This is a genomic window from Bacillus sp. iso_77 (genome assembly GCF_056173625.1).
The window spans coordinates 3,599,406-3,623,426 of record NZ_CM149683.1; the positions used below are offsets into that span (position 1 = coordinate 3,599,406).

General features: G+C 41.3%; 19 protein-coding genes. 9 read left to right on the plus strand and 10 right to left on the minus strand.

All coding sequences use genetic code 11. The features are described from left to right. The 4 genes from AC0VYC_RS18515 (at position 1) to AC0VYC_RS18530 (ending at position 5,776) form a co-directional block, all read left to right on the plus strand. On the plus strand, positions 1-843 hold the full coding sequence (locus AC0VYC_RS18515; RefSeq protein ID WP_475389033.1) for a sugar ABC transporter permease: 843 nt from the start codon (positions 1-3) through the stop codon (positions 841-843). 11 nt (positions 844-854) lie between these two features. Next, complete coding sequence (locus tag AC0VYC_RS18520; protein ID WP_427243449.1) at positions 855-2,063, plus strand: glycoside hydrolase family 53 protein; 1,209 nt, start codon at positions 855-857, stop codon at positions 2,061-2,063. Between the two features lie 23 nt (positions 2,064-2,086). Further along, entirely contained in the window at positions 2,087-4,153 is a 2,067-nt protein-coding gene (locus AC0VYC_RS18525; RefSeq protein ID WP_327862290.1) for a beta-galactosidase, read from the plus strand. 294 nt (positions 4,154-4,447) lie between these two features. Beyond that, positions 4,448-5,776 (plus strand): CitMHS family transporter, encoded by a 1,329-nt coding sequence (locus tag AC0VYC_RS18530; protein WP_024720446.1) that lies wholly within the window; start codon positions 4,448-4,450, stop codon positions 5,774-5,776. 44 nt (positions 5,777-5,820) lie between these two features. Here AC0VYC_RS18530 and AC0VYC_RS18535 read toward each other — a convergent pair whose 3' ends face one another. From AC0VYC_RS18535 to AC0VYC_RS18565, 7 genes are all read right to left on the minus strand, one after another. Next, positions 5,821-6,249 (minus strand): DUF4064 domain-containing protein, encoded by a 429-nt coding sequence (locus AC0VYC_RS18535; RefSeq protein ID WP_024720447.1) that lies wholly within the window; start codon positions 6,247-6,249, stop codon positions 5,821-5,823. 26 nt (positions 6,250-6,275) lie between these two features. After that, entirely contained in the window at positions 6,276-7,226 is a 951-nt protein-coding gene (locus tag AC0VYC_RS18540) for an ABC transporter permease subunit (RefSeq protein ID WP_047946708.1), read from the minus strand. After that, positions 7,223-8,152 (minus strand): ABC transporter ATP-binding protein, encoded by a 930-nt coding sequence (locus AC0VYC_RS18545; protein WP_008347360.1) that lies wholly within the window; start codon positions 8,150-8,152, stop codon positions 7,223-7,225. Before AC0VYC_RS18545 ends, AC0VYC_RS18540 begins: the two co-directional genes overlap by 4 nt. A gap of 328 nt (positions 8,153-8,480) precedes the next feature. Next, positions 8,481-8,819 carry a zinc ribbon domain-containing protein YjdM gene (locus AC0VYC_RS18550; protein ID WP_024720449.1) on the minus strand — a complete coding sequence of 113 codons (339 nt, stop codon included), beginning with the start codon at positions 8,817-8,819 and terminating at the stop codon, positions 8,481-8,483. Between the two features lie 93 nt (positions 8,820-8,912). Continuing rightward, positions 8,913-10,052, minus strand: a complete 1,140-nt coding sequence (locus AC0VYC_RS18555; RefSeq protein ID WP_056703980.1) for a glycerate kinase — start codon at positions 10,050-10,052, stop codon at positions 8,913-8,915. A 29-nt stretch (positions 10,053-10,081) separates the two neighbouring features. After that, entirely contained in the window at positions 10,082-11,353 is a 1,272-nt protein-coding gene (locus tag AC0VYC_RS18560) for a GntP family permease (protein ID WP_056703976.1), read from the minus strand. Between the two features lie 117 nt (positions 11,354-11,470). Next, positions 11,471-12,583, minus strand: coding sequence for a CdaR family transcriptional regulator (locus tag AC0VYC_RS18565; RefSeq protein WP_144679003.1), 1,113 nt, complete (start codon positions 12,581-12,583; stop codon positions 11,471-11,473). A gap of 160 nt (positions 12,584-12,743) precedes the next feature. On the opposite strand from AC0VYC_RS18565, the gene AC0VYC_RS18570 reads away from it, so the two are divergent. The 5 genes from AC0VYC_RS18570 to AC0VYC_RS18590 all read left to right on the plus strand — a co-directional run bounded on the left by AC0VYC_RS18570 (position 12,744) and on the right by AC0VYC_RS18590 (position 19,653). After that, positions 12,744-13,394, plus strand: a complete 651-nt coding sequence (locus AC0VYC_RS18570; RefSeq protein ID WP_008347371.1) for a TetR/AcrR family transcriptional regulator — start codon at positions 12,744-12,746, stop codon at positions 13,392-13,394. A 69-nt stretch (positions 13,395-13,463) separates the two neighbouring features. Continuing rightward, positions 13,464-14,717, plus strand: a complete 1,254-nt coding sequence (locus AC0VYC_RS18575) for an MFS transporter (RefSeq protein ID WP_475389037.1) — start codon at positions 13,464-13,466, stop codon at positions 14,715-14,717. Continuing rightward, positions 14,714-17,041 carry an ABC transporter permease gene (locus AC0VYC_RS18580; protein ID WP_335352148.1) on the plus strand — a complete coding sequence of 776 codons (2,328 nt, stop codon included), beginning with the start codon at positions 14,714-14,716 and terminating at the stop codon, positions 17,039-17,041. Before AC0VYC_RS18575 ends, AC0VYC_RS18580 begins: the two co-directional genes overlap by 4 nt. Before the next feature lie 13 nt (positions 17,042-17,054). Further along, on the plus strand, positions 17,055-17,816 hold the full coding sequence (locus AC0VYC_RS18585; protein ID WP_025208278.1) for an ABC transporter ATP-binding protein: 762 nt from the start codon (positions 17,055-17,057) through the stop codon (positions 17,814-17,816). Positions 17,817-18,474: 658 nt separating this feature from the next. Next, on the plus strand, positions 18,475-19,653 hold the full coding sequence (locus AC0VYC_RS18590; RefSeq protein ID WP_024720457.1) for a response regulator aspartate phosphatase: 1,179 nt from the start codon (positions 18,475-18,477) through the stop codon (positions 19,651-19,653). Positions 19,654-19,746: 93 nt separating this feature from the next. Here AC0VYC_RS18590 and AC0VYC_RS18595 read toward each other — a convergent pair whose 3' ends face one another. The 3 genes from AC0VYC_RS18595 to AC0VYC_RS18605 are packed head-to-tail and all read right to left on the minus strand — an operon-like array spanning position 19,747 to position 23,957. Next, complete coding sequence (locus tag AC0VYC_RS18595; protein WP_008347382.1) at positions 19,747-20,595, minus strand: PRD domain-containing protein; 849 nt, start codon at positions 20,593-20,595, stop codon at positions 19,747-19,749. A gap of 31 nt (positions 20,596-20,626) precedes the next feature. After that, positions 20,627-22,093 carry a glycoside hydrolase family 1 protein gene (locus AC0VYC_RS18600; RefSeq protein ID WP_025208280.1) on the minus strand — a complete coding sequence of 489 codons (1,467 nt, stop codon included), beginning with the start codon at positions 22,091-22,093 and terminating at the stop codon, positions 20,627-20,629. Between the two features lie 4 nt (positions 22,094-22,097). After that, positions 22,098-23,957, minus strand: coding sequence for a beta-glucoside-specific PTS transporter subunit IIABC (locus AC0VYC_RS18605; RefSeq protein ID WP_338705891.1), 1,860 nt, complete (start codon positions 23,955-23,957; stop codon positions 22,098-22,100). Positions 23,958-24,021: the final 64 nt, after the last annotated feature.

Below are 24,021 nucleotides of genomic sequence, written 5' to 3' on the forward strand. Positions count from 1 at the left end.
ATGGGATCAAAACAAAATAAGCTCATTCGCCTGAGTATCACTTATTTCATCCTTTTCATTGCCTCCGTTTGTATTCTATATCCACTCCTTTGGACGATCGGCGCTTCCTTTAATCCTGGGAACAGCCTGATGAGCACAAGCATGTTTCCGAAGAATCCAACGTTCAGCCACTTTACAGAACTCTTCTTCGGTCAGGGAGCACTTTATGCAAAATGGTATTGGAACTCAATGAAAATCAGTATTGCGAGTATGCTCTTAACGTTGATCCTTGTCAGCTTTACAGGTTATGCCTTTTCTAGATTCCGATTCAAAGGACGCAAGAATGGACTGATGCTCTTTTTGCTGCTGCAAATGATTCCTCAATTTTCAGCGCTGATTGCCATATTTGTATTGGCTCAAATGCTTGGACTCATTAACAGCCATCTTGCATTGATTTTGATTTATGCAGGCGGACAAATTCCGATGAATACGTATTTAATGAAAGGCTATCTTGATGCGATTCCAAAGGATCTCGATGAATCAGCCAGAATGGATGGCGCAGGGCATTTCCGGATTTTCATCCAAATTATTATGCCACTTTCCAAGCCGATTTTAGCCGTTGTTGCCATCAACTCATTTACAGGACCGCTCGGTGATTTCATTATCTCCAGTGTCATTGTCCGCTCACCCGAAATGTATACGCTCCCAATCGGTCTATACAATCTTGTATCAGACAAAATGGGTGCCAGCTACACGACCTTTGCAGCAGGGGCTTTACTCATTGCGATTCCAGTTGCTTTATTGTTTCTTGTTTTACAAAAACAATTTGTATCCGGCCTCACACAAGGCGGGACAAAAGGATAAGGGGAGATTTGATGAAGAAATGGTTGCTTGTCACTATTGTCGTTTTCTTTCTGATGGGGTTAGGTATTCTGCCTGAAGCAAAGGCTGATACGATTTCGGTGAAACCGATCAATGGATTGCAAGGTGATTTCATCAAAGGAGCCGATATCTCCATGCTCGCAGAAGTGGAGCGAAGCGGCGGCAAATACTACAACCAAAACTGGCAGCAGGTTGATCCGCTCAAGCTATTAAAAGAGAAAGGTGTCAACTATGTGCGCATCAGACTCTGGAACCATCCATACGACAACCAAGGCCGTGCCTATAACGGGGGGACAAACGATTTAAATACCGCCATTGCTCTCTCGAAACGTGCAAAAGCACAAAACATGAAAGTGCTGCTTGATTTTCACTACAGTGATTTCTGGACCGATCCCGGTAAACAGTTCAAACCGAAAGCTTGGATCAATCTCTCCCAAAGCGATTTAGAAAAAGCTGTTGGCACTTACACAAGCGATGTACTTAAAGCGATGAAAGCACAAAATGCCCTACCAAATATGGTACAGGTCGGGAATGAATTAAATTCAGGTATGCTTTGGCCGAACGGAAAGAGCTGGGGTGAAGGCGGCGGTGAATTTGACCGACTCGCTGCTTTGCTAAAAGCGGGGACAAATGCTGTCCGCTCTGTCGATTCAAACATCAAAGTCATGCTTCATCTTGCACACGGAGGGGACAATGGTGCATCTCGCTGGTGGTTTGATGAAATCACCAAACGAGGCGTTTCGTTCGATACGATCGGTTTATCTTACTACCCGTATTGGGACGGGGGATTTAGCGGTCTTACTAACAACATGAATGATATTAGCGCCCGCTATAACAAAGATGTCATCGTGGTAGAAACCGCCTACGGCTTTACGACAGCAAATGGTGACAACCTCGATAACTCATTTAACCAAGATTCAGTCAATACGGCCGGTTATCCAGCATCACCACAAGGGCAGGCATCTTTTATACGAGATCTATCAGAAAAAATTTCACAAGTAAAAAACAATCGCGGGAAAGGGTTCTTTTATTGGGAGCCGCTTTGGATTCCAGCAAAAGGTGCGCCATGGTCTAGTCAATACGGGCTCGCTTATATTCAAACAACCGGCACAGTCGGGAATGCTTGGGAAAATCAGGCCATGTTTGATTTCAACGGAAAAGCCCTGCCTTCTCTTGATGTATTTAAACAAATGACACCGTAATTAAACAGATAGGACGTGACAAAATGGGAAAGCGTTACCCACTCGTTCACCCAAATGTGAAAGGCTTTTTGCATGGTGGCGACTATAATCCTGATCAATGGCTTCATATGCCGGAGATCATTGACGAAGATTTTCGATTAATGAAGCTTGCACACTGTCAAACATTCTCTATCAACATTTTCGCTTGGAGCAAGCTCGAGCCAAAAGAAGGGGAATATGATTTTGCCTGGCTGGATGATATCATGGATCGCTTGGCAGCGCAGGGAGCTCACGCCATTCTCGCCACGCCAAGCGGAGCAAGACCTGCTTGGCTCTCGCAAACATATCCAGAAGTCTTACGCGTTGAAGCAAACCGCCAGCGCAACTTACACGGACTTCGCCATAATCATTGCTTCACCTCGCCGGTTTATCGAGAAAAAACGAATACACTCAATCGTTTGCTTGCTGAACGCTACAAGGACCATCCAGCGCTGATCATGTGGCACATTTCAAATGAATACGGCGGTGAATGTCATTGTGATCTTTGCCAAGAAGCATTTAGAGACTATTTGAAAGACAAATACAACCATGACCTTGAAGCTTTGAATCAAGCATGGTGGACGGGATTTTGGAGCCACACCTTTACCGATTGGTCACAAATCGAGTCACCAGCCCCTCATGGCGAGCACATGATTCATGGCATGAACCTAGACTGGAAGCGTTTTGTCACAGCGCAAACGATCAATTTTTATCAAAATGAAATCGAACCACTACGAGAATTAACACCTCATGTGCCAGTAACCACCAATTTTATGGGCGACTATCCGCATATGCGTCCATTCCTTGGACTGGATTATCATCAATTTGCAAAAGAAGTCGACGTGATCTCATGGGATAGCTATCCAGCATGGCATAGCAGCAGAGAATCCACTGCAGAATTAGCGTCAAACGTCGCCTTCGTTCACGATTTGTATCGTTCATTAAAGGGTGGTCAGCCGTTTCTTGTGATGGAAAGCACACCAAGCCTCGTGAACTGGCATGAAGTGAATAAGGTGAAGCATAAAGGAATGGCACAGCTCTCTGCCATGCAGGCGATTGCCCACGGGTCCGACTCCGTCCTTTATTTCCAGTGGAGACAAGGTCGAGGCGCCTCTGAAAAATTCCACGGCGCTGTTGTGGATCATTCAGGACATGAACATACGCGTGTGTTTCAAGAAGTCGCTGATTTAGGAAAACAGCTGGAGCAGCTTCAGCCGATTGCGGGTACATCCGTTCAACCAGAGGTCGCCATCATATATGATTGGGAAAACCATTGGGCAATTGATGATGCGCAAGGCTTAAATAATACCAACAAACGCTATGTAGAGGCTTGCCAAACTCACTATCGCAGTTTCTGGAAAAAGGGTATCCCTGTTGATATTGTCGGGATGGAAAAGGACTTCTCATCCTATCGAGTGCTTGTGGGACCAATGCTCTACATGATCAAACCAGGTGTGGCAGAAAAGATTGAAGCCTTTGTCAAAGAGGGCGGCATTTTTGTAGCAACGTACTGGAGCGGCATGGTTGATGAAAACGACCTCTGTTTCCTAGGTGGTTTCCCTGGCCCTCTCCGCCATGTACTTGGTGTTTGGGCAGAGGAAATCAACACATTGATGCCAGATGAACACGTTTTAATGACCACAGGAAATGGACGCACCTACCATGTCGGGCAATATTGCGAATCCATTCACCCAGAATCAGCCTCTGTGTTAGGGCATTTTGAGAATGGCTGCTATGAAGGACAGCCCGCCCTTACTGTCCGTCCATTTGGCAAAGGGAAAGCATACTATATGGCTTCTGAAAATGAGCAAGCGTTTTATGATGATTTTTACGAAGATCTCATCACAGGAATAGGGATAAAACCGATCCTCTCCTCTTCAATTCCAGAGGGAGTCAGCGTCCAGAAACGAACAGATGGATCGCAGGACTTTGTGTTTATGATGAATTTTACAGAACAGCAACAGAACATTTCACTAGATTCATCGGAAAGCTATGAAAATATGCTGACTGGACAGCATACATCTCAACAGTTACAACTGAATCCTTACGAATACGTTATTTTGAAAAAATAGTGTGAAAGAAGCGTCCATCCAACGGGCGCTTTTTACTTTTTGTTGAATCTAAATACCTATATATTTTCTCCCGATAGTAGATTATCAATAGAAGTATTATTTTTTATCTAAATTTTTTGACATATTGAACACCGCATCATGATTGGCCCCGCCATCCTTTTTTACCATTGTATAGGTATGAAAGCGGTTGCCTAATACTCATATTTTTGATACTCTTTTTTTCAATGCAAATGTGGGATTGCATTGGTAAAAAAACAAACAAATGTAAACGGTTTATTGTAGGGGGAGGGGCTTATGTTAACGTTTGTTGGATTGTTGATTATTTTAACGATTGTTGTTTTGCTGATTTGGGGGAAAGCAAGTCCAATTGTCGCCATGGTCATGGTGCCTTTAATAGGGGCGCTCATCGCAGGATTTGGTATCAATGACATTCAAACTTTCTTTGAACAAGGGATTATCAAAGTTTTGCCAGTGGCGACCATGTTTATCTTCGCCATTTTATTTTTTGGCATTTTACAAGATACAGGGTTCTTTGAACCTGTAATTAAAGCGTTAATCAAGCTGACAAAAGGGAATGTTGTCACAGTTGCGATGGGAACTGCCTTGATTGGAGTCATCGCACACTTAGACGGAGCAGGCGCTACAACCTTTTTATTAACTGTACCTGCACTGCTTCCGCTTTATAAAAAATTACATATGAGTCCTTATTTATTGCTATTGTTAATCGGGACGAGTGCTGGATTAACCAATATGATTCCATGGGCTGGCCCCACAGGACGGGCAGCTAGTGTCCTAAATATGGACCCATCTGAACTGTGGGTACCGCTTATTCCCATTCAGCTGATCGGGGTCGTGCTCGTATTAGGAATGGCATTCATTTTAGGAAAAAGAGAAGAAAAACGAATTCGGGTGAAAATCGCGGCAAATGAAATAGCTGCTGTCCAATTAGAAGGCGCTGATTGGGATCGTGCCATTCAATCGATCAGCGAAACAGGCGATGCGTCTTTAAAGCGTTATCACTTAATGTGGGTCAATCTCATTCTATTTTTAGCTGTTGTTGTCCTTCTCGTGCTGAACGTGATTCCTGCTAGTTATATGTTTATGATTGGTCTTTCACTAGCACTTCTGATTAACTTTCCAAATGTAAATGTACAAATGGAGCGAATTAAGGCGCATGCCCCGAGTGCACTAATGATGGCAGCTGTAATTTTCTCCGCAGGTTCTTTTTTAGGAATTCTTGAAGGAACGGGCATGCTGAAGGCGATTGCAGTGGACAGTATTCACATTTTGCCAGCTTTCTTACTGCCATTTTTACATATCATTGTGGGGATATTTGGGGTTCCGCTTGATATGCTGACAAGTACGGATGCCTATTATTATGCACTTCTGCCGATTGTCGAATCGATTACATCAGAGGTTGGCGTGTCAGGGACATCTGCGGCATACGCCATGATGATTGGAAATATCATCGGCACCTTTGTCAGCCCTCTTGCACCTGCTGTATGGCTTGCCATCGGTCTTGCAGGGGTCGATATGGGGAAACATATCCGCTACTCCTTCTTTTGGATGTGGGGGTTCAGTATCGTTTTACTCATCATCGCCAAACTGATTGGCATCATATAAAAAGAAAGACATGCGCAAACCAGCGCATGTCTTTTTCTTTTGAATTATGAAGGATATTCACTCGTGTGAATGTCTGTTTTCGGTTTTCTAATGAGTGACATCAATCCAACGATTAGCAACAAGATCATCGGAACGAAAGCAAGACCAACAGTTCCAATTAAAAGAGTCACAGCGGAAACCAAGAAAAGAATACCAGAAAGCACGGCACGGCGGTCTGTTTTCAAAACAATCACACCAACAAGGGCTAAAACAGCCGCAATTGCGGAAACAACCATAAACTGAACGCCAAAGGCATGAACCGATGCCTCGAGTGTTTCAACTGGCAAGGCGCTGCCTTCCTCTTTTAACACTTCATTCAATTCTTCATAAACTGCTGGGTCCACAGAAAGCATCAACGCCCCAAAACCAACACCAATTACGTTGAGGACAATACTGATAATCCCCATAATTTTTTCACCTTTACGCTTAATCATTGATAGAAACCTCCTAAAAAGTTAAATTAACCTGTTTTTACTTCTCGCTTTTGGAAGACGATTAAAGCAACCGCCAAGAAGATGGCCCAATAAATGACTAGGACCGTTAGTGAGAATCCTAGGGACATGCCTTCGATATAAGTAGGTGTTTCTGCGAAATACTGTACAGGATCGTTGGCAAACAATAAGTATTTCGCCCAATCAAAGAAGAACATCAAAATGCTTGTGATGGATGCTCCGACAACATAGGCTAAGACACTAATCGCTATGGAAATGGCCTCACTTCTAAACACCGTTGAGATGGCAAAAGAAAGTGTCCCTAATACAACAAACATAGCACAATGCGCCAAATAATAAGAGACCATATTTGCAAACTGAGACCGTTCAATGACTTCACCATTTTGATAAGCCAAATACACATAATCATGGTTTAGTCCAAAGAATATCGCACCTAAGATAAAGGATAAGATAAATAGGACAGCGATCAAGAAAAGTGAATATAGTTGAACGGTAAAGTATTTAGACAAAAGAACCTTCAACCTGGATGGCGGACGAATCAGTAATAATTTAATTGTACCATGCTTATATTCAGCCGAGACAATTGTGGCTGCAATAATAATCACAAATACACCGACCAGCTGAAGCAAATTAGCATTTGTTTTCACATAAGTCCATGCATTTTTACCGAATTGATCGGCTGGAGGTAAATCATGTTTGATTCGATACTCATTGATCGCTATATCGGTTTCAAGGGATCTCTTGTAAAATCCTATATTATCCTCTTTCAATTCTTTCTTATTTGCTTTATTGATTTCTTGCAACTCAGTTTTCCAATCACCGGATGCTTGATCTCCGTCATTTGTCTTAACAGCAAAAATCAACGTCGCAATCATACCTAAAACAAGAAGCCCAACCATAATCCAAGTACCCACACGATAACTGATTTTCATCCACTCGTTTTGAATGAGGCGAATCATACGTCTGCCTCCTTTTTACCTGTTAAGCTTAAGAACTTATCTTCTAAGGTTTGTTTTTCTATTTTGATTTCGTACAAATGAATAGAAGCTTCACTCAAATGACGAATCAATTGTGGCATTTTCTCTTCTAGGATGGAGAAGAATAAGTACTGCTCCTCTTCTCTAACTGTGATGCCTTCCTCAAATGCTTCAATGAGCTTTTGAGCTTCTTCAAGCTCACTTGATGCTACTTTCATTCGATAATTGACCAAATCATCCTGTTTCGTCTCCGCACGCTGATCCTCAATCGCAATCAGCTTTCCTTTTTGGATAATGGCGAAACGATCACACATCAATTCCATTTCTGACATGAGATGACTTGAAACAATGACAGCAAGCCCTTCTTCCTTTGCCAGCCTTCTCAAGTAATCTCGTATCATACGAATTCCCTCTGGATCTAGTCCATTGGTCGGCTCATCTAAGATTAGCAGTTTCGGTTTATGTATCAATGCCTGAGCAATCCCCAAACGCTGCTTCATTCCTAATGAAAACGTACGGACACGCTTATGTTTCACATGCTGCAAACTAACTAGTTCTAGCAGTTCATCAATTCGACCTTCATCCACTTTTCCATTCATTCTGGCAAAATGAACAAGGTTTTGTCTTGCCGTTAAATGATTATACATTTCTGGATTTTCAATAATTGCACCGACATCTTGGATGGCATGCTGATATGAGGTTTGAATACTATGACCATTAATCAGAATATCACCGGATGTAATGGGAGAAAGACCGACCATCATGCGAATGGTTGTTGTTTTTCCTGCGCCATTCGGCCCTAAGAAGCCAAAGACTTCGCCCGCTTGGACAGAGAAACTCAAGTCTTGAACAATCTTTTTCCCGCGAATATGCCTAGATACATTTTGCAGTTCTAAAACGTTCGTCACGTTACCTCTCCTTCTTTGTCTAAGTATCATCTATCATCTATTTCCTGATAAACACCATGATCCGTCAAAAATAGAAGAACACTTCCATATGGTACAGCAATGCCCAAAAGTTGTGAAGGGGATTAGGCAAAATTTAGAGAATCATCTGCCTTTTTTAAGGTAGAGTTAAGAAAAGCGTGAATTTTTATAAGAAAAGAGGCTTGATTTTTTAAAAAAAGAATGATTTTCAATAGGTACATATGTATGAAATGATGTTTAAGATTATACCTTTCACCTATAAATATCGAAATAAAAAAGAGGCTGATGATCGACAGCCTCTTTTCATATATTATACTTTCTTCACAAACTCCGATTTTAACTTCATCGCGCCAAAGCTAGGAATTTTACAATCAATATTATGATCGCCTTCGACTAAACGAATCCCTTTGACCTTCGTTCCTATTTTTAAAACCGAAGAAGAGCCTTTGACTTTTAAATCTTTAATCACAGTGACCGTGTCACCATCACTTAATAGATTTCCATTCGCATCTTTGACAACAAGCTGTTCCTCTTCCGCTTGTTCTTGTTCTAGCGACCATTCATGCGCACATTCTGGACAAATAAGCATGCTGCCATCCTCGTATGTATAAGTTGAACTGCACGATGGACAATTCGGTAGATTAGACATTTGTGTTTCCTCCAACTTTCTTTTTCATTTAGAACCATTTTACCACATTTCTATAGAGAGGAATGTGATAGAAAAGGAAACATTTTTCATCATTTACTTATCTCTTCCAAATGTCATGACAGCCGCAATATTCCTTGCTGTTCTCTCTACATGCACACTAGCATCATGCATGGCTTCAGCCAGAGTCGTGACGCCAGGGACAATACTAAAAAGTGCATCAATGCCATGATCATGTACGACTGCACTGTCTTTTGAGAGGGACCCAGCGATACCAATCACAGGGAGTCCATATTGTTTCGCAGCTTTGGCTACACCGATTGGCGTTTTGCCGTAAATGGTCTGCTGATCAATCCGCCCTTCCCCTGTAATGACTAGGTCAGCGTCCTTGAGTACGTCAGCAAAATGTACGGCTTTCAGTACAATATCAATTCCCTTTTGCAGATCAGCCTGTAAAAAGCCTAATAAACTCGCACCAAGTCCTCCTGCCGCTCCTGCACCTGCCGCATCACCAAAGGAGACATGAAGATGCTGCTTAGCCACTTGTGCTAAATGAGATAAATTCTTGTCCAACAGTTGAACCATTTCTGTATCTGCTCCCTTTTGAGGACCGAACACAGCAGACGCTCCTCTTTCACCCGTTAAAGGATTATCCACATCACACGCCACTTCCAGACGGACAGATTGCAATCTTGGATCCAGTCGAGATAGATCAATAGAAGCTAATTGATTCAGTGATCCACCGCCCGGCGTGAGGTCTTGGCCTGCTTTATCGAGAAAAAAAGCCCCTAAACCTTGCATCATGCCAACGCCACCATCATTTGTTGCGCTTCCACCAAGCCCAATGATTAAATGCTTCGCTCCTTTATCCAGCGCTGCAAGCATTAATTCTCCTGTCCCTCTAGACGTCGTGAATAAGGGGTTCCGTTTTTCTGGCGGGACAAGATGTAATCCTGATGCTGCTGCCATCTCTATGACAGCTGTCTGACCATCTCCCAACATACCAAAAAAGGCATCCACAGGTTTGCCAAGCGGGCCTGTGACCACTTGCTTGACAATGGTTCCGCCTGTCGCATCCACTAACGATTGAACTGTGCCTTCTCCTCCATCTGCCATTGGGATTTTCATATATTCTGCATCTGGCAAAATAGAGCGAAATCCTCGTTCAATGGCACATGCTGTCTCATAAGCAGATAAACTTTCTTTAAATGAATCTGGTGCGATCACAATTTTCATCCAAAAACCCCTCGTTTCTCATTAAGTCCTCAGCCGAACAGCTGGAAAATACCAAAGATAATGGTCGATACAACGGTTAATGTCAAACCAATTAACGATTCAAAGGGCATTAATTTCAACCGTTCTTTTATATCCATTTGAACACTTCCAGCCGTTGCATGGAAAAAGCTTCCGTGTGGCATATGGTCTAGCACAGTTGCGCCAGCGTGAATCATAGCTGCGCCTGAAAGGGCAGATACACCAAGACCAATAAGAGTTCCGCTAAATACACCACTTGCAACTGCCGTCCCTGCAGTTGTCGAAGCTGTGGCTGCCGACATAAAAATTCCAGACGTTGGTGCAAGCAAGTAAGGAGGTAATCCCGAAGCGTCAAGCACCTGAATAAATACCTCTTTCATGGAAGAATTCGATACAATTCCAGCTAATGTGCCTGTACCTAGTAACATGATCGCTACACCTGACATTTTATGCAGCCCTGACATCGCATAATCATTGAGAAACTTCCCTTTTTTCATGAAAAGAGCGCCTACAATTCCTCCTATTGGTAAGGCAATCATCGGATCAATATTTATTTGAAACAACGGTCTTAAGGCTAACAAGAGAATGGTCACAAGCGGGCCTACAAGCGCTTGTAGAAAACCAGGTACTTGAACCTCGCCTTGGTCTGTTCCCTCTTCCAAAACAGGTGTCCCTTTATTCGCAAGCTTTTTGGCTAATACATACGTGACGGCTATCCCGAAAATAGCCGGTATGACACCTGCCGCCATCAGAGAAGTAAGCGGGACACCAAAAGCATCAGAGGCTGCAATGGCATTCGGATTCGGTGACATGATATTCCCTGCCTTCCCTCCTCCAATCATCGCAAGTAAAATCCCCGTTTTAGAAAGTTTTGCACGCTTGGCAATGGCAAGTGCGATTGGTGCTACTGTAATGACTGCTACATCTACAAAAACACCCACCGTTGTTAAAATCATTGTTGCAAGTGCGAGTGCTAAAAGTGCCCTCGCCTCTCCAAGCTTTTTCACGATGGCCTCCGCAATAGATAACGCTGCACCCGACTCAATTAAAACCCCTGCCAGTACACCTGCCGCCATGATTCGAAGAACAGCCGGAATCATGTCCTTTGCGCCTTCCATCATGACGTTCACGGTCTGCACAACATCTACACCGCCAACCAAACCGCCAATAAATGCGCCTGCCAGCATGCCATAAGCAGGTGATACTTTTTTTAGAATGAGAACAATAGCGATCACAAGCGCAGTCAATGCGCCCAATGTACTCACTGTCACATCTCCACCCATACTCCATCCCTCCTGATTGTCTTTTCTTAATTGTAAGCGTTTACCCATCGGGATCGAGTTGTGAATCTAGATGAACTTCTTTTATTTATTTCTTCATCCAGTTGTGCAAATGCACAATTAAGACAGTTGATTGTCCAATTGTGCTATGTACAGCTCCATCAACTGTTTCACATGACGAGGATCTTTTCCGGTCAATGCCTGGATTTTATCTAAACGATATCGCAGTGTATTACGGTGAATAAATAGACGATCAACGATTCTTTGTAAATCCCCGCCCTCTTCAATGTAAACCTTTAACGTTTGAATGAGCTCCGTTTCTTGTATCAGCGGATGATAAAAATCACTCCACCGTTTGCCCTCTTTGGCGGCTCTCGCTTTTATAAACAAGCTTTCAAGCTGATAAGATTCAAAAACATATATGCTTTCCTCTGGATGGAGCACCTTTCCTAACCGCAGGGCTTCTCTCGCATGCTGAAAGGACAACGGTAATTGACTCATGTCCTCAGCGACAGTTCCTACACCCACTAGCACTTGTCCATCAACTGCACCTGCCATTGTTTGTTGCAGCTGTTCGATCACATGCTTGAATTGATGGTCACATATCGGCTGTCTTAATAGGATCAATTCATGACGGAAGGTCATGCCTAGTAAATCATCCGCATTCTTATCGTATTGAATGGCATGCATCATTTTATGTACAGTGTCCTCGGACGATGGAATCGGCTGAAAAACAATAGCCATTCGCCGCTTGTCTAAATCCATTCCAAGCCAGTCAGCACGATGCTTCAGCTGATGATCACCCATGTCAGATTCGGAGATGAGCTGATTCACAATTTCACTCTCTATTCGCTGCCGCCACTGGAAGCGTTCAAGTAGAAAAGACTGCTCTAATACGAGCTCAGCTGCCATTTTCACCAGCTCGGCATGATGACGAATGTCCCCTGGCTCACCCGTAATCCCAATGACACCAACGACTTGTTCGCGAAAGCAAATAGGCAGATTGATTCCAGGCCTCACGCCTTTTAAGCAGCGGGATGTCTCCTGATCAATCTCCACACTATCTCCGCTTGACAGCACTAGACGTGCTCCATCATGTTTTTGTCCAATCCTTTTTCGTTCACCAGACCCAATAATGACACCATCTGCATTCATGACATTGATGTTTTGATGTAAAATATGCATCGTACGTTCAACCATCTCTTGCGCCAATTCACTGGTTAAAAATTGCATTCAGCATCTCTCCTGAAGGGGTTTTCATTCAATGTATCATAGTGTCATTGCACAATAAATGCAAAGCTTCAAAAAACAGCCGTTGACAAAGATACGCAAAAAAGTGTTTAATCAAATCAAGGGACCGACCGACAGTCTAATCAAAAGAAAGGATGGCTTTATGAGAACCGTTAAACATCCTGAGGAACGCAAAAATGACATCTTAAATGCAGCAGAGAAGCTTTTTTCAACCAAAGGCTATCAGCAAACCACAATTATTGACATCCTCAAAGCCGTTGGCATTGCAAAAGGCACATTCTATTATTACTTTACTTCCAAAGAAGAAGTGATGGATGCAATCATTGATCGGATCATAAAGGCAGATATCATCGAGGCAAAGCGTATTGCCGCTGATCCAGATATCTCAGTGGTTGATAAATTATTTCGCATCATCATGGCACAATCTCCTAAACAGGGCAGCCATAAAGAAGGCATGATTGAACAATTTCATCAGCCTGCTAATGCAGAGATGCATCAAAAAAGCTTGATCAAAGCCATTACAGAGCTATCACCCGTTTTAGCAGAAGTCATTCAGCAAGGGGTAGAAGAAGGGATATTTCAAACGGATTACCCGCAAGAAACTGTCGAATTTCTCCTCGCTTCTGCACAGGTTATCTTTGATGAGGGACTTTTCCAATGGACCACAGCGGAAAGCATACAACGAGCTCTAGCATTTATCGCAATCCTTGAAGCCTCATTACATGCAGAAAAGGGGAGTTTCTCCTTCCTTCTCCAACGTTTAACTGGAGAACCGGAAGACAATAATCAGTGATTGGTCACTTCAATACCAATCCTGCATACATTATAGACTGACGGTCGGTCTAAAAGGAGAGTGATTTTCATGTCGTTATCAGCCAAAAATGGCTCCACCCATTTTATCTATCTCGTTCTCGGGCAAATTATTTCCGTTTTCGGGTCTTCCTTGATTCGTTTTGTTCTATCTTTACATGTCTTGGATATGACACATCGTGTTGATTTATATGCTCTGCTTTTCGCTTTATCCAATATCCCGCTCCTCCTTTCGCCATTAGCAGGAGCAATTGCTGACCGGTTTAACAGAAGAAATTTGATGATTTTATTTGATGTTCTTACTGGCATTATGATTCTGTCTTTTTATTTCTGGTTATTTTCAGGTCATGATTCACTTTATATGATTGGAGCCGTCATGATTCTCCTTGGTGTCATGAGTACGTTTTATGCTCCTGCTGTGATGTCCAGTATTCCTCAGCTAGTGAAAGAAGAAAAATTAGAACAAGCGAATGGCATCGTGAATGGCGTACAGGCCCTTTCAGGTGTTGTCGCTCCTATCATTGGCGGCGTTTTATACGGACTCATTGGGAGCCAGGTCATCATAGGCGTTAGCAGCATTGTATTTTTTCTATCAGCATGCATGCTTTTACGGTTAAATATCTCTTTCTCACCTAGCCCACTCGCAGAACCGATGACCAAAGTACTCTTGAAAGATATGAAACAAGGCTTTTCCTATATCGGAAGCCAGCCATTTTTAAAAAGAGCCATGCTGCTTGCAGCGCTACTAAATTTCATCCTCACACCATTTTTTATCGTTGGAGGTCCCATTATTTTAAGGGTCACAATGAAAAGCAGTGACATCATGTATGGAATAGGAATGGGCATCATTGAGTTTGCCGTCATCGCAGGCGCCCTGCTAGTTGGGCTTGTAGCGAAACATTGGCGAATTCCTACTTTGTATCGCTGGCTGCTCGTCATCGCAGTCATTTTGCTGCCTGTTGCTTTTTCAACATCCAAGATGACTCTTCAATTTGGTACATTTCCAGCCTATTTTCTCTTTTTAGCAGGGTGTCTCCCAATTGCCATGCTGCTCACCATGATTTCGATCGTTGTCATCTCACATGTTCAAAAGAAAACACCCAATGCTCAATTAGGAAAAGTCATGGCCAATCTAACAATGGTCTCTCAATGTGCTGCACCGCTCGGGCAAATGATGTACGGGTTCTTGTTCAACACTTTTTCTGCCAGCATGTATGTGACCGTGTTAATCGTCAGTGCCTTGATGTTTGCACTTGCCTTCCTTACAAAAAATATGCTTCGACATGAAGGAGAATCAGCCTCATGAGATTGACGTTTATCAAGAAAGACCTAACCCGCCACCGTCTCATTTCAATCGGCTTAACCCTTTGCATCATGATGACATCATTTTTAGCAACAAGCGCTGCGCAAATGACGGTCCAGCTGAATGGTTCCATTTCTGATCTACTCCAATCAGCCAAAGCACCAGACTTTGTCCAAATGCACGATGGCAGCTTAGATGAAAAAGCGGTCGATATATTTTCAATTAAACAGTCGATGGTGAAGGCACATCAAATTGTTCCAATGATTCCGATCGAACACGTCAGCATCAAGTTCGGGCAGGAGCCTGCTCAAGCGGGTGTGATGGATCATTTATTTGTAAAGCAAAATCGCTATTTTGATTTCCTTTTAAACGAACGAAATGAAAAGCTCACTGTAAATAAAGGAGAAGTAGCAGTCCCTATTTATTTTCAACAAAAATACCATTTAAAGATTGGCGAAAGGTTACTCATTTCAAAAGGCTCTCATCAATTCTCTTTTCAAATCAAAACGTTCTTACGAGATGCCCAAATGAATCCAAGTCTTGTCAGTTCAAAGAGGTTTCTTCTGCATGATGCGGACTGGGTAGCACTGAATCAAGTGTTTCAAAAAAAGGAGTACTTAATTGAATTTTTATTGCATGATGCTAGTCAAGCAGATGCTTTTCAATCACTCTATCAATCATCTGAGCTGCCACAACAGGGGCCTGCTGTCACATTACCCCTGCTTCGCATGCTGAATGCCCTAACAGATGGTATGGTGATCGCCATTCTCCTTCTTGTCTGCTTTCTGCTCATTAGCATTTCCCTCCTCTCTCTTCGTCTCGCTATGACGGCCGCTATAGAAGAGGATGAACGTGAAATTGGAATCTTAAAAGTACTAGGAATCCCTTTATCAAAAATCAAACAATTATACGTTGGGAAATATGCTGTGCTTGCCTGTATAGGGTGTATAGCGGGATATTTGATGACACTCATGTTTGGTGATTTGTTTACAGCCAATATTCAGCAATATATGGGGAATCGCTTCTCTTTTATTCATCAGGTGATCCCGCTTTTGGTGTCAATTTTGACGGCAATGATCGTCATCTCATTCAGCTATACTGTCCTAAGGAGATTTGGTCAAATATCAGCCGCTCAAGCTATTCAAGGCGGCATAAGCTCACCAAGCCGTAAAAAACAAATTCCTATGTACCTCCAGAAAAACAGATTCCTCCCAGTCAATTTTTGGTTTGGATTGAAAGATCTGTTCTCGCGAATAAAGATGTATTCAACAATTACCTGTATTATTGCGCTTTGTACATTTTTAATGTTAATGCCGATTCAGTTATGGTACACATTACAATCACCAGATTTCATCACATATCTTGGCTCTGGAAAAAGTGACCTTCGAATTGATATTCGGCAGGGAAGTCATTTAGAGAAAAGTACAAATAAAATAGCGTCTATGATTAGCGTAGACCAAGACATTCAAACATCTGCCGTCTATGAAACAACTTCTCTACAAGCCAAAACAATGGAGAATACTTTAGAAACGCTCTATTTAGAAACAGGTGATCTATCAGCATTCCCTCTCACCTATTTACAGGGAAGGGAACCGTTGAAGGAGGAAGAGATTGCTTTATCGGTGTTGAGTGCTGACTCACTTCAGAAAAAGATAGGCGAAAAAGTCACTCTCGCCACAAATGGACAGCAAGTTCAAAAAATGGTTACCGGCATTTATCAAGACGTCACCAACGGAGGGAAAACAGCTAAAGCATTATCTCAGCCTTTTCCTCATTCATCCCTTTGGAAAACCATTCAAATACAATTAAAACAAGGAATAGATATGGCAGAGAAAAAAGCAGCACTTGAAACAAATAAGTCTCCTGCAAAAGTGACAGATATGAAAGAATATGTGCATCAAACAATAGGAAGCACCGCATCTCTAGTAAAAGTGATTGCATTATTTTCAACCATCGCAGCTTTTGGAACAGCCAGCCTAATGTTAATGATGTTTCTGCACATGTTAAGGGCGAAAGATTTAAATCGTACTCACTTGTTAAGAACGATTGGTTTTTCTCAAAAAGATGTAACCTATCAATACTTAACAAGTTTTATTGTCGTTCTCTCTATTGGCGCCTTCATTGGAGCAATCGCTGTTCATACTATTGGTCCGGCGTTGATGAGTGCAGGCGGAGCATCATTAGGAGCATCCAGCCTTCAGTGGTTAGCCCCAAAATGGGTTTGGATCGTGTATCCCCTCCTGCTGTTTATGGTGAATTTAACTGTCATCTCGTGGCTATTGAAGTCCTTTTTTTCTAGTAAAATCAGCCGTCATACTCTTTCATAAGGAGATGTTTCACATGGAACAATTAATTGAAGCGAAGCAATTGTCTTTACAAATTGATTCATTAAAAGGACAAAAACAGACCATTCTTAGAAATATTCACTTAACCATTAAACGTGGAGAATTTGTCACCATTATGGGACCTTCAGGATGCGGAAAAACTTCTTTGCTTTATCAACTTAGCGGTATAGAGACATCCTCCAGAGGAGAAATCAAATATAAAGGTCAACTGCTATCAGAAATGACAGACAAACAGTTAACAGCTTTACGCTTATCAGAGATGGGATTCGTCTTTCAACACAGCCACTTACTAAAAAACCTCACTCTATTTGATAACATCATTGCTGCAGCTTACTTAGCGAAGAAAATGCCGAGAAAAGAAATCAATGAACGAGCGAAATATTTAATGGAGAAACTTGATATTGATCATTTAGCTGATAGATATTTATCAGAAGTATCAGGAGGACAGCTCCAAAGAGCCTCTATCTGTCGAGCTCTTATGAATGAACCAAACATTCTTTTTGCCGATGAGCCCACAGGTGCTCTTAATTCAAGCACCACAAAGGAAGTCATGGATATTTTTTCACAAATCAATTCTGAAGGAACAACTCTGCTTCTCGTCACCCATGATCCAAAAGTGGCCCTTTGCTCTGAAAGAATTTTGTTTATGAATGACGGTGAAATTTCAGCCCATTTAAATTTAGGAAAATACGATCGCTTTACCGCTGAGAAACGAGAGGCCTTGTTAAACAAGTGGTTACAAAACTTAGGGTTTTAATTGGTGTCAAACAGGCAGAAAGCTGCCTGTTTTATTTTTTCTTACACTCAAAGGAGTAATCCATAGTCAAACTATTTGTTTCTAGTATGATTTTGCCGTCTTCTTGTTGACAAGATTCTGTCAGCAACTCAATTTCTTTGCTATAAAAGTATCTCTTTGAGATATAAAGAGTGACTAAAACAAGTAAAAGCGTCGTCATCACAATTGTCATTTGCCAGTTTAACATTTGAAATCTTTTTTTCATTTCAACATCCTTTCTGAAAGGTCAACACTTGTCTCGGATATTCGCCTTTCTCAGTAACTACCAGTTTCTTTTCCAAAATCATCTAGCAACATCATAACTGATTTTCCCTTCTAGATCGACCTTTCATTGTTCTTCTCTCATAGCTAAAAAAGCTTTATTTCATATATTCGGATGGTATTTTCGACCATAAACTTAAAACTAATAGTATCTATCACGTTTTTAGACTTCCAAAAAAAGATTTTACTCATTTGAATAAACAATCAATCATCAATACAATAACGTACATCTCATGACATAAGGTCCTTTTTATTACCTCCTGTCAATCACCTCCCAGAAACGATTATATTTTACCAAAAATTGTGATATCGTTTTTTATTGAAACAGGCGAAAGGATGTTAAAGAGGTGAAATTTCCATGAAAATCATTTCAGCTGAACAGGTGGGGAACCGTTTAAATGATTGGCGAATTGCCATTCGTAAGCATGATGTGCACAATGCAAAGACAATCTACACAGAATTAAAGGAATTACTTCAAGAGATGGAAGAGAATCAGGAGGTCTTGACCTACTATTCATTGCTAGAAGGCAAGTTTAAGCTCATGTTATATGAACGAAGAGGTAAAAAACTGAATGAACCGACAGTGCTAGAATACCCTTCTAAAACAAACGACTTAATTGAATATTATTTTTACCTATATAAAGCCCTTTACGCTTCATATAACAGAGACTATGCATCAGCCATCGGACTGTTTAAAATTGCTGAGAAAAAACTACAAAACATTCCTGATGAAATAGAAGTAGCAGAATTCCATACGAAGGTCGCAAACCTATATATGATGCTTCGCCAAAGCCTGATTTCACTTCATTATATTCAGAATGCTATCGATATTTTCAAAGGTCATGATGGCTATGAAAGAAGACTGGCAGCAGCTTTTGTGATCGCAGCCACCAACTTCATGGATATTGGCGATTTCAAAAGAGCTGAGAATTACTACACAAAAGCATTACACATCTCAAATCAATTAAACGATCATTTTTTAGCATCACAGCTTTATCACAATATCAGTATTCTATATGCCGAAGTTGGAGAATCAAAAAAATGTATTGATGCCCTAGAAAAGGCTCTTAGTGATGATGACTACCTTTCATCTTGTTATTTCGAACACTCCATGTTTATGTTACTAAAAGAGCTACTCTCCATTGATGAAAAGTCGCAAGCTCTCTATTATTTTGAATTGGTCAAACAAAAACAAGAAATAGACAGAAACCCCATCTATACAGCAAAAATGAATTTTCTCTATCACCTATATTTCACTGAAGACATATCCAAAAAAGCTCAAACCTGTTTCGATGACATCAGTATTCTGAAAGAATTAAAGGATGTTGAAGGTGCCCGTGAATTAAGTGCACTAGCTGCCAAACACTTTGAAGAGCTAGGTTCAATTCACCAAGCATACCTCTTTTTGAAGGATGCCTATCAATTAGAACACACTACACTTAATTGGAGGAATTATGATGAAAAAAGTGAGTTTACTCATTTTCGCTTTAGCCATCGTTGTTTTCGGACAAACGGTGTCTTACAATTCGTTAAATGATACACATCTTGGCCCAGCAGAACGACCTATCGGAACATAAACCGATACAATACAAATAACCACTTGCCTCGTTACAAGGCAAGTGGTCCACATTTATTTTAGTTCTTGATAAGAAATGAGGCGGTGAATATGTACCGCCAGATACGTAAGTTCGTCATTAGGAATAACAATACTATGCACCTGTTTAATATAATCTTTGATTTTGAAAGCTACATCCATCGCTTGAGGATACAAGTGTGCAATTTGTTCAAACAACTCATTTTCTTGATCTGATAATAATTTATTTGCGTAAAATCTTTCAACAAAGAATTTCACATGTGTAATAAATCGGCTGTAATGAATATTCTCTTGATCCATTTTCATATTCAACGTATAGCGGACAAGATTCACAATACTTCCGATCATCTTGGCATACTTCATGCCATCTTTGGAATCGGACTCTTCACCTAACGCATTAATTAAATGGAAGGCGATATTGGCCGCTTCTTCCTTTGGTAATTGTATGCCCAATGTATTGTTGACTAACTCAAGCGCATAATTACCTACTTCAAATTCTTCGGTATAGTAGTTTTTGATTTCCCAGTATACTCGATTTGTAATATTAATATTCTTCTTGTGCCGTTCTACTGCAAAATTCAAGTGGTCCATCAAGGTAAAATAGACACCAGAATTCAGACTTGAGTTTAAGCGTTTTTCAGCATATTGAACAATATGCTGAGTTAAATCGATAAACTCTTGCGGCATTGAATCTAACAGTTGGAGAAATTCCTTCGCTCTCATGTTATCGACAGACATAAACACTTGATCTGCCTTCTTTTCTTCAATCATTTGACCTGGTTTTTGTCCATAACCAATCCCCCGGCCGAATAGAACCATCTCCTGTTGGTTCTGATCTTCAGCCAGAACCACACTCGAGTTTAAAACTTTTTTGATTTTAAACATCGTCATCACCTGTTTTCATGATTGTGGTTTTTCAATCAAGCGATTCACCATTTGTTTCAATGACCTTTTTGTACCAATAAAATGAGTCTTTACGAGAACGTTTTAATGTACCGTTTCCATCGTCATCTTGATCTACATGAATGAACCCGTATCGTTTTGACATCTGTGATGTACCTGCACTAATAATATCAATTGAGCCCCAGCTCGTATATCCGAAGAGATCAACGCCTTCTTCCACCGCTTCTCTCATTTGGCGGAAATGCTCTTTGAAATAGTTAATACGATAATCATCGTGAATTGATCCATCACTTTCTACAACATCTTTTGCACCCATGCCGTTTTCTACAATGATCAGTGGTTTTTGATAACGATCATATAATTCTATTAAAGAAATTTTCAGACCAACCGGATCAATCTGCCATCCCCAATCAGTAGATGGAAGGTAAGGATTTTTGACCCCACGGATGGTATTTCCATCCGTTTTTTCTAATCCTTCATCAGCTGATTCAGTTAAAGACATATAGTAGCTGAACGAGATAAAATCTACTGTATTTTCTTTTAAAATAGAAAGATCATCTGATTCCATTTGGATATGAATGTTTTTTCTCTCAAGCATGCGCTTGATAAGCGGCGGGTATTCACCAAATACCTGAACATCTGCATAGAAATAGTTTTCTAAGTTTTGTTTCAATGCCCGCTCCACATCATTCGGATGACAAGTGTGCGGATACGTTGTTAATTTTGTCAGCATACACCCTACTTGACTGCCTGGTATGATGCGATGACAATCTGCTGTTACGAGTGCAGAGGCAATGAATTGATGATGGAGTGCTTGATAAACCGTTTCTTCCTCTTTCCCTTCTGGGCAGCGATCAGGAATAATTCCTGCTGTAATAAAAGAGTGGCGGTGAATACTATCTATTTCATTAAAGGTAAGCCAATATTTCACATCATGTTTATAGCGTTCAAAACATACATTGGCAAACTTAACAAAGAGATCAACGACTTTTCTTTCAACCCAGCCATTATATTTCACGCTCAGTGCTAACGGCATTTCATAATGTGACAGTGTCACAATCGGTTCTATGTTGTGTTTTTTCATTTCTGCAAATAAACGATCGTAAAATTGGAGTCCTTTTTCATTTGGTTCTTTCTCTTCTCCAGTTGGGAAGATACGGCTCCATGCAATAGAAATGCGAAGAGTTTTAAAACCCATTTCTGCAAATAGAGCCAAATCCTCCTTATAGTGGTGATAGAAATCAACACCTCTGCGTTTTGGGTACTTTTTATCATCTGGGTCTTTCATCGCTCTATCTATATTTTCAGAAGTAACAGCTAGATGCCCTTCATAATCTTCTACACTCAAATTAGACCGGTACATCGCAATATCAGCAACAGATGGGCCCTTTCCATCTACATTCCAAGCGCCTTCTGCTTGGTTGGCGGCAATGGCGCCGCCCCATAAAAATCCTTTTGGAAAACCTTTTATTGTCGTCATATGTTTAGCCTCCTAATTGGGTGATAACCATCAATGTATCTTGGCGATTGACCTCTTGTAATGGCTGTACCTTAATATCATATTGATCTGTATTCGTGATGACAGCAAGCGTAACTGGATCGTATCCTGCTTCCATGATTTTTTCTACATCAAATTCAATGAGTAAATCCCCTGCTTGTACACGATCTCCTGCCTGCACTTTTGGATAAAAATACTGTCCTTCCAACTGTACAGTATCAATGCCAATGTGGAATAATACTTCCACCCCTTTGTCCGTTTTCATACCAAGTGCATGGTTTGTTTCGAACAGCAAGGTGACCTCACCATCTACTGGTGCATATAACGCTCCTTCTGAAGGAACAATGGCAATTCCGTCTCCCATGACCTTTGAAGAGAAAATATCATCTTTTACTTCAGATAGAGAGATCATATGACCAATCACAGGGCTTTTGAAAGTTTCCCCTGCTCCAATTTGTTCAGCAAATGCTTCTTGATCATTTGTCTTTTCTTCTACTTTTTTATCCTTACCTAATACAAAAGCAGCGATAAAAGCAACAACGAAGGAAATGACAGCTCCAATGACAGCAAACATTAGATTTCGTGGAAGCTCATCTGATATAAACATCGACATACTTGCTAATCCAGGACCAACAAGTACAAAAGCTTGTATACCAACTAATCCAATGAAGATCCCGCCAACAAACGAACCAATCATGACACTTCCAAGTACGCGTTTATTTTGAAGTGTCACACCATACAAAGCAGGCTCTGTGATGCCAAAAAATGCTGAAATTCCTGCCGAAATGGCTGTTGATCTGAGTACCTTGTCTTTCGTGCGTAGTGCCACTGCGAAACATGCTCCACTTTCCGCAATATTATGCGCAAGTGATGCTGGTAAATAAAGTGCTTCTTTCCCGAGGTTCCCCATCGTTGTCACTGCATAAGGGACCATTGCTTTGTGCATGCCTGATGCAACCATAAACGGGAGTACCGCTGCTAAAATTGCGACAGCTACCCAGCCTACTGTATTAAACATCGCAAGAATAACGGATGAAAACCCTTGTCCTGCTGTAAAACCAAGTGGTCCTAATAACAGTAACGTAACTGGTACAGTAATGACTAATGACATCATTGGGACAAAGAAAATCCGAATTGGTTTTGGTGAAAATCGTGTGAAGAATTTTTCCATTTGAGCGTAAAGCAATACAGAAAGGATTGCTGGAAACACTTGATACGCATAAGCTATATTTTTTACGTCGAATGACATTAATTGCGCACCTTCAGTAAGCATGGCTGTCATGTTCGGAAGAAGGAGTGCACCGACTGCTGATAATGCGACCAGAGGGTTTACCTTTAGTTTATTTGCCGTTGTGACAGCGACTAGTAATGGCAGGAAGTATAGTGGTGCGTCACCCACCATGTTCAGTATTTGATAGGTTTGGCCTTTTGCATCCACCCAGCCTAATAAAGAGAAAAGGAGAAGAAATGATTTTAAAATTCCTCCGCCTGCGATAGCCGGAACAAGCGGCTGGAAGACACCCACAATGAAATCTAATAGAACTGTGCCTGCTTTTCTTTTTTCTTTTGGCTGATTGGATGGCACGCCTTGCCCGGATGAGCTGCCGCCCATTAAATTTGTTACCTTTTGATACACTTCAATCACGTCATTCCCAATGACCACTTGGCATTGTCCTGACATTCTGACAGCTATGACACCTGGTGTTTTTTCTAATGCTGGTACATCTGCTTTTTTCTGATCAATTAGTGTGAAGCGAAGTCTTGTTGAGCAGTGCTCAAGGTGCGCAATGTTTTCTTTACCACCTACATGCTGTAAAACATCTTTGGCGACTTGTGTGTAATCCATTTTTTCTCCTCCTTTTCTCATACATGAGACCTATATTTTGGCAATAAAAAAAGGACCTAAAACG

Bases quoted from the DNA above. Each gene is read 5' to 3' on its own strand.
- AC0VYC_RS18515 (WP_475389033.1), top strand. From the start codon at position 1: ATGGGATCAAAACAAAATAAGCTCATTCGCCTGAGTATCACTTATTTC.
- AC0VYC_RS18520 (WP_427243449.1), top strand. From the start codon at position 855: ATGAAGAAATGGTTGCTTGTCACTATTGTCGTTTTCTTTCTGATGGGG.
- AC0VYC_RS18525 (WP_327862290.1), top strand. From the start codon at position 2,087: ATGGGAAAGCGTTACCCACTCGTTCACCCAAATGTGAAAGGCTTTTTG.
- AC0VYC_RS18530 (WP_024720446.1), top strand. From the start codon at position 4,448: ATGTTAACGTTTGTTGGATTGTTGATTATTTTAACGATTGTTGTTTTG.
- AC0VYC_RS18535 (WP_024720447.1), bottom strand. From the start codon at position 6,249: ATGATTAAGCGTAAAGGTGAAAAAATTATGGGGATTATCAGTATTGTC.
- AC0VYC_RS18540 (WP_047946708.1), bottom strand. From the start codon at position 7,226: ATGATTCGCCTCATTCAAAACGAGTGGATGAAAATCAGTTATCGTGTG.
- AC0VYC_RS18550 (WP_024720449.1), bottom strand. From the start codon at position 8,819: ATGTCTAATCTACCGAATTGTCCATCGTGCAGTTCAACTTATACATAC.
- AC0VYC_RS18555 (WP_056703980.1), bottom strand. From the start codon at position 10,052: ATGAAAATTGTGATCGCACCAGATTCATTTAAAGAAAGTTTATCTGCT.
- AC0VYC_RS18560 (WP_056703976.1), bottom strand. From the start codon at position 11,353: ATGGGTGGAGATGTGACAGTGAGTACATTGGGCGCATTGACTGCGCTT.
- AC0VYC_RS18565 (WP_144679003.1), bottom strand. From the start codon at position 12,583: ATGCAATTTTTAACCAGTGAATTGGCGCAAGAGATGGTTGAACGTACG.
- AC0VYC_RS18570 (WP_008347371.1), top strand. From the start codon at position 12,744: ATGAGAACCGTTAAACATCCTGAGGAACGCAAAAATGACATCTTAAAT.
- AC0VYC_RS18575 (WP_475389037.1), top strand. From the start codon at position 13,464: ATGTCGTTATCAGCCAAAAATGGCTCCACCCATTTTATCTATCTCGTT.
- AC0VYC_RS18580 (WP_335352148.1), top strand. From the start codon at position 14,714: ATGAGATTGACGTTTATCAAGAAAGACCTAACCCGCCACCGTCTCATT.
- AC0VYC_RS18585 (WP_025208278.1), top strand. From the start codon at position 17,055: ATGGAACAATTAATTGAAGCGAAGCAATTGTCTTTACAAATTGATTCA.
- AC0VYC_RS18590 (WP_024720457.1), top strand. From the start codon at position 18,475: ATGAAAATCATTTCAGCTGAACAGGTGGGGAACCGTTTAAATGATTGG.
- AC0VYC_RS18595 (WP_008347382.1), bottom strand. From the start codon at position 20,595: ATGTTTAAAATCAAAAAAGTTTTAAACTCGAGTGTGGTTCTGGCTGAA.
- AC0VYC_RS18600 (WP_025208280.1), bottom strand. From the start codon at position 22,093: ATGACGACAATAAAAGGTTTTCCAAAAGGATTTTTATGGGGCGGCGCC.
- AC0VYC_RS18605 (WP_338705891.1), bottom strand. From the start codon at position 23,957: ATGGATTACACACAAGTCGCCAAAGATGTTTTACAGCATGTAGGTGGT.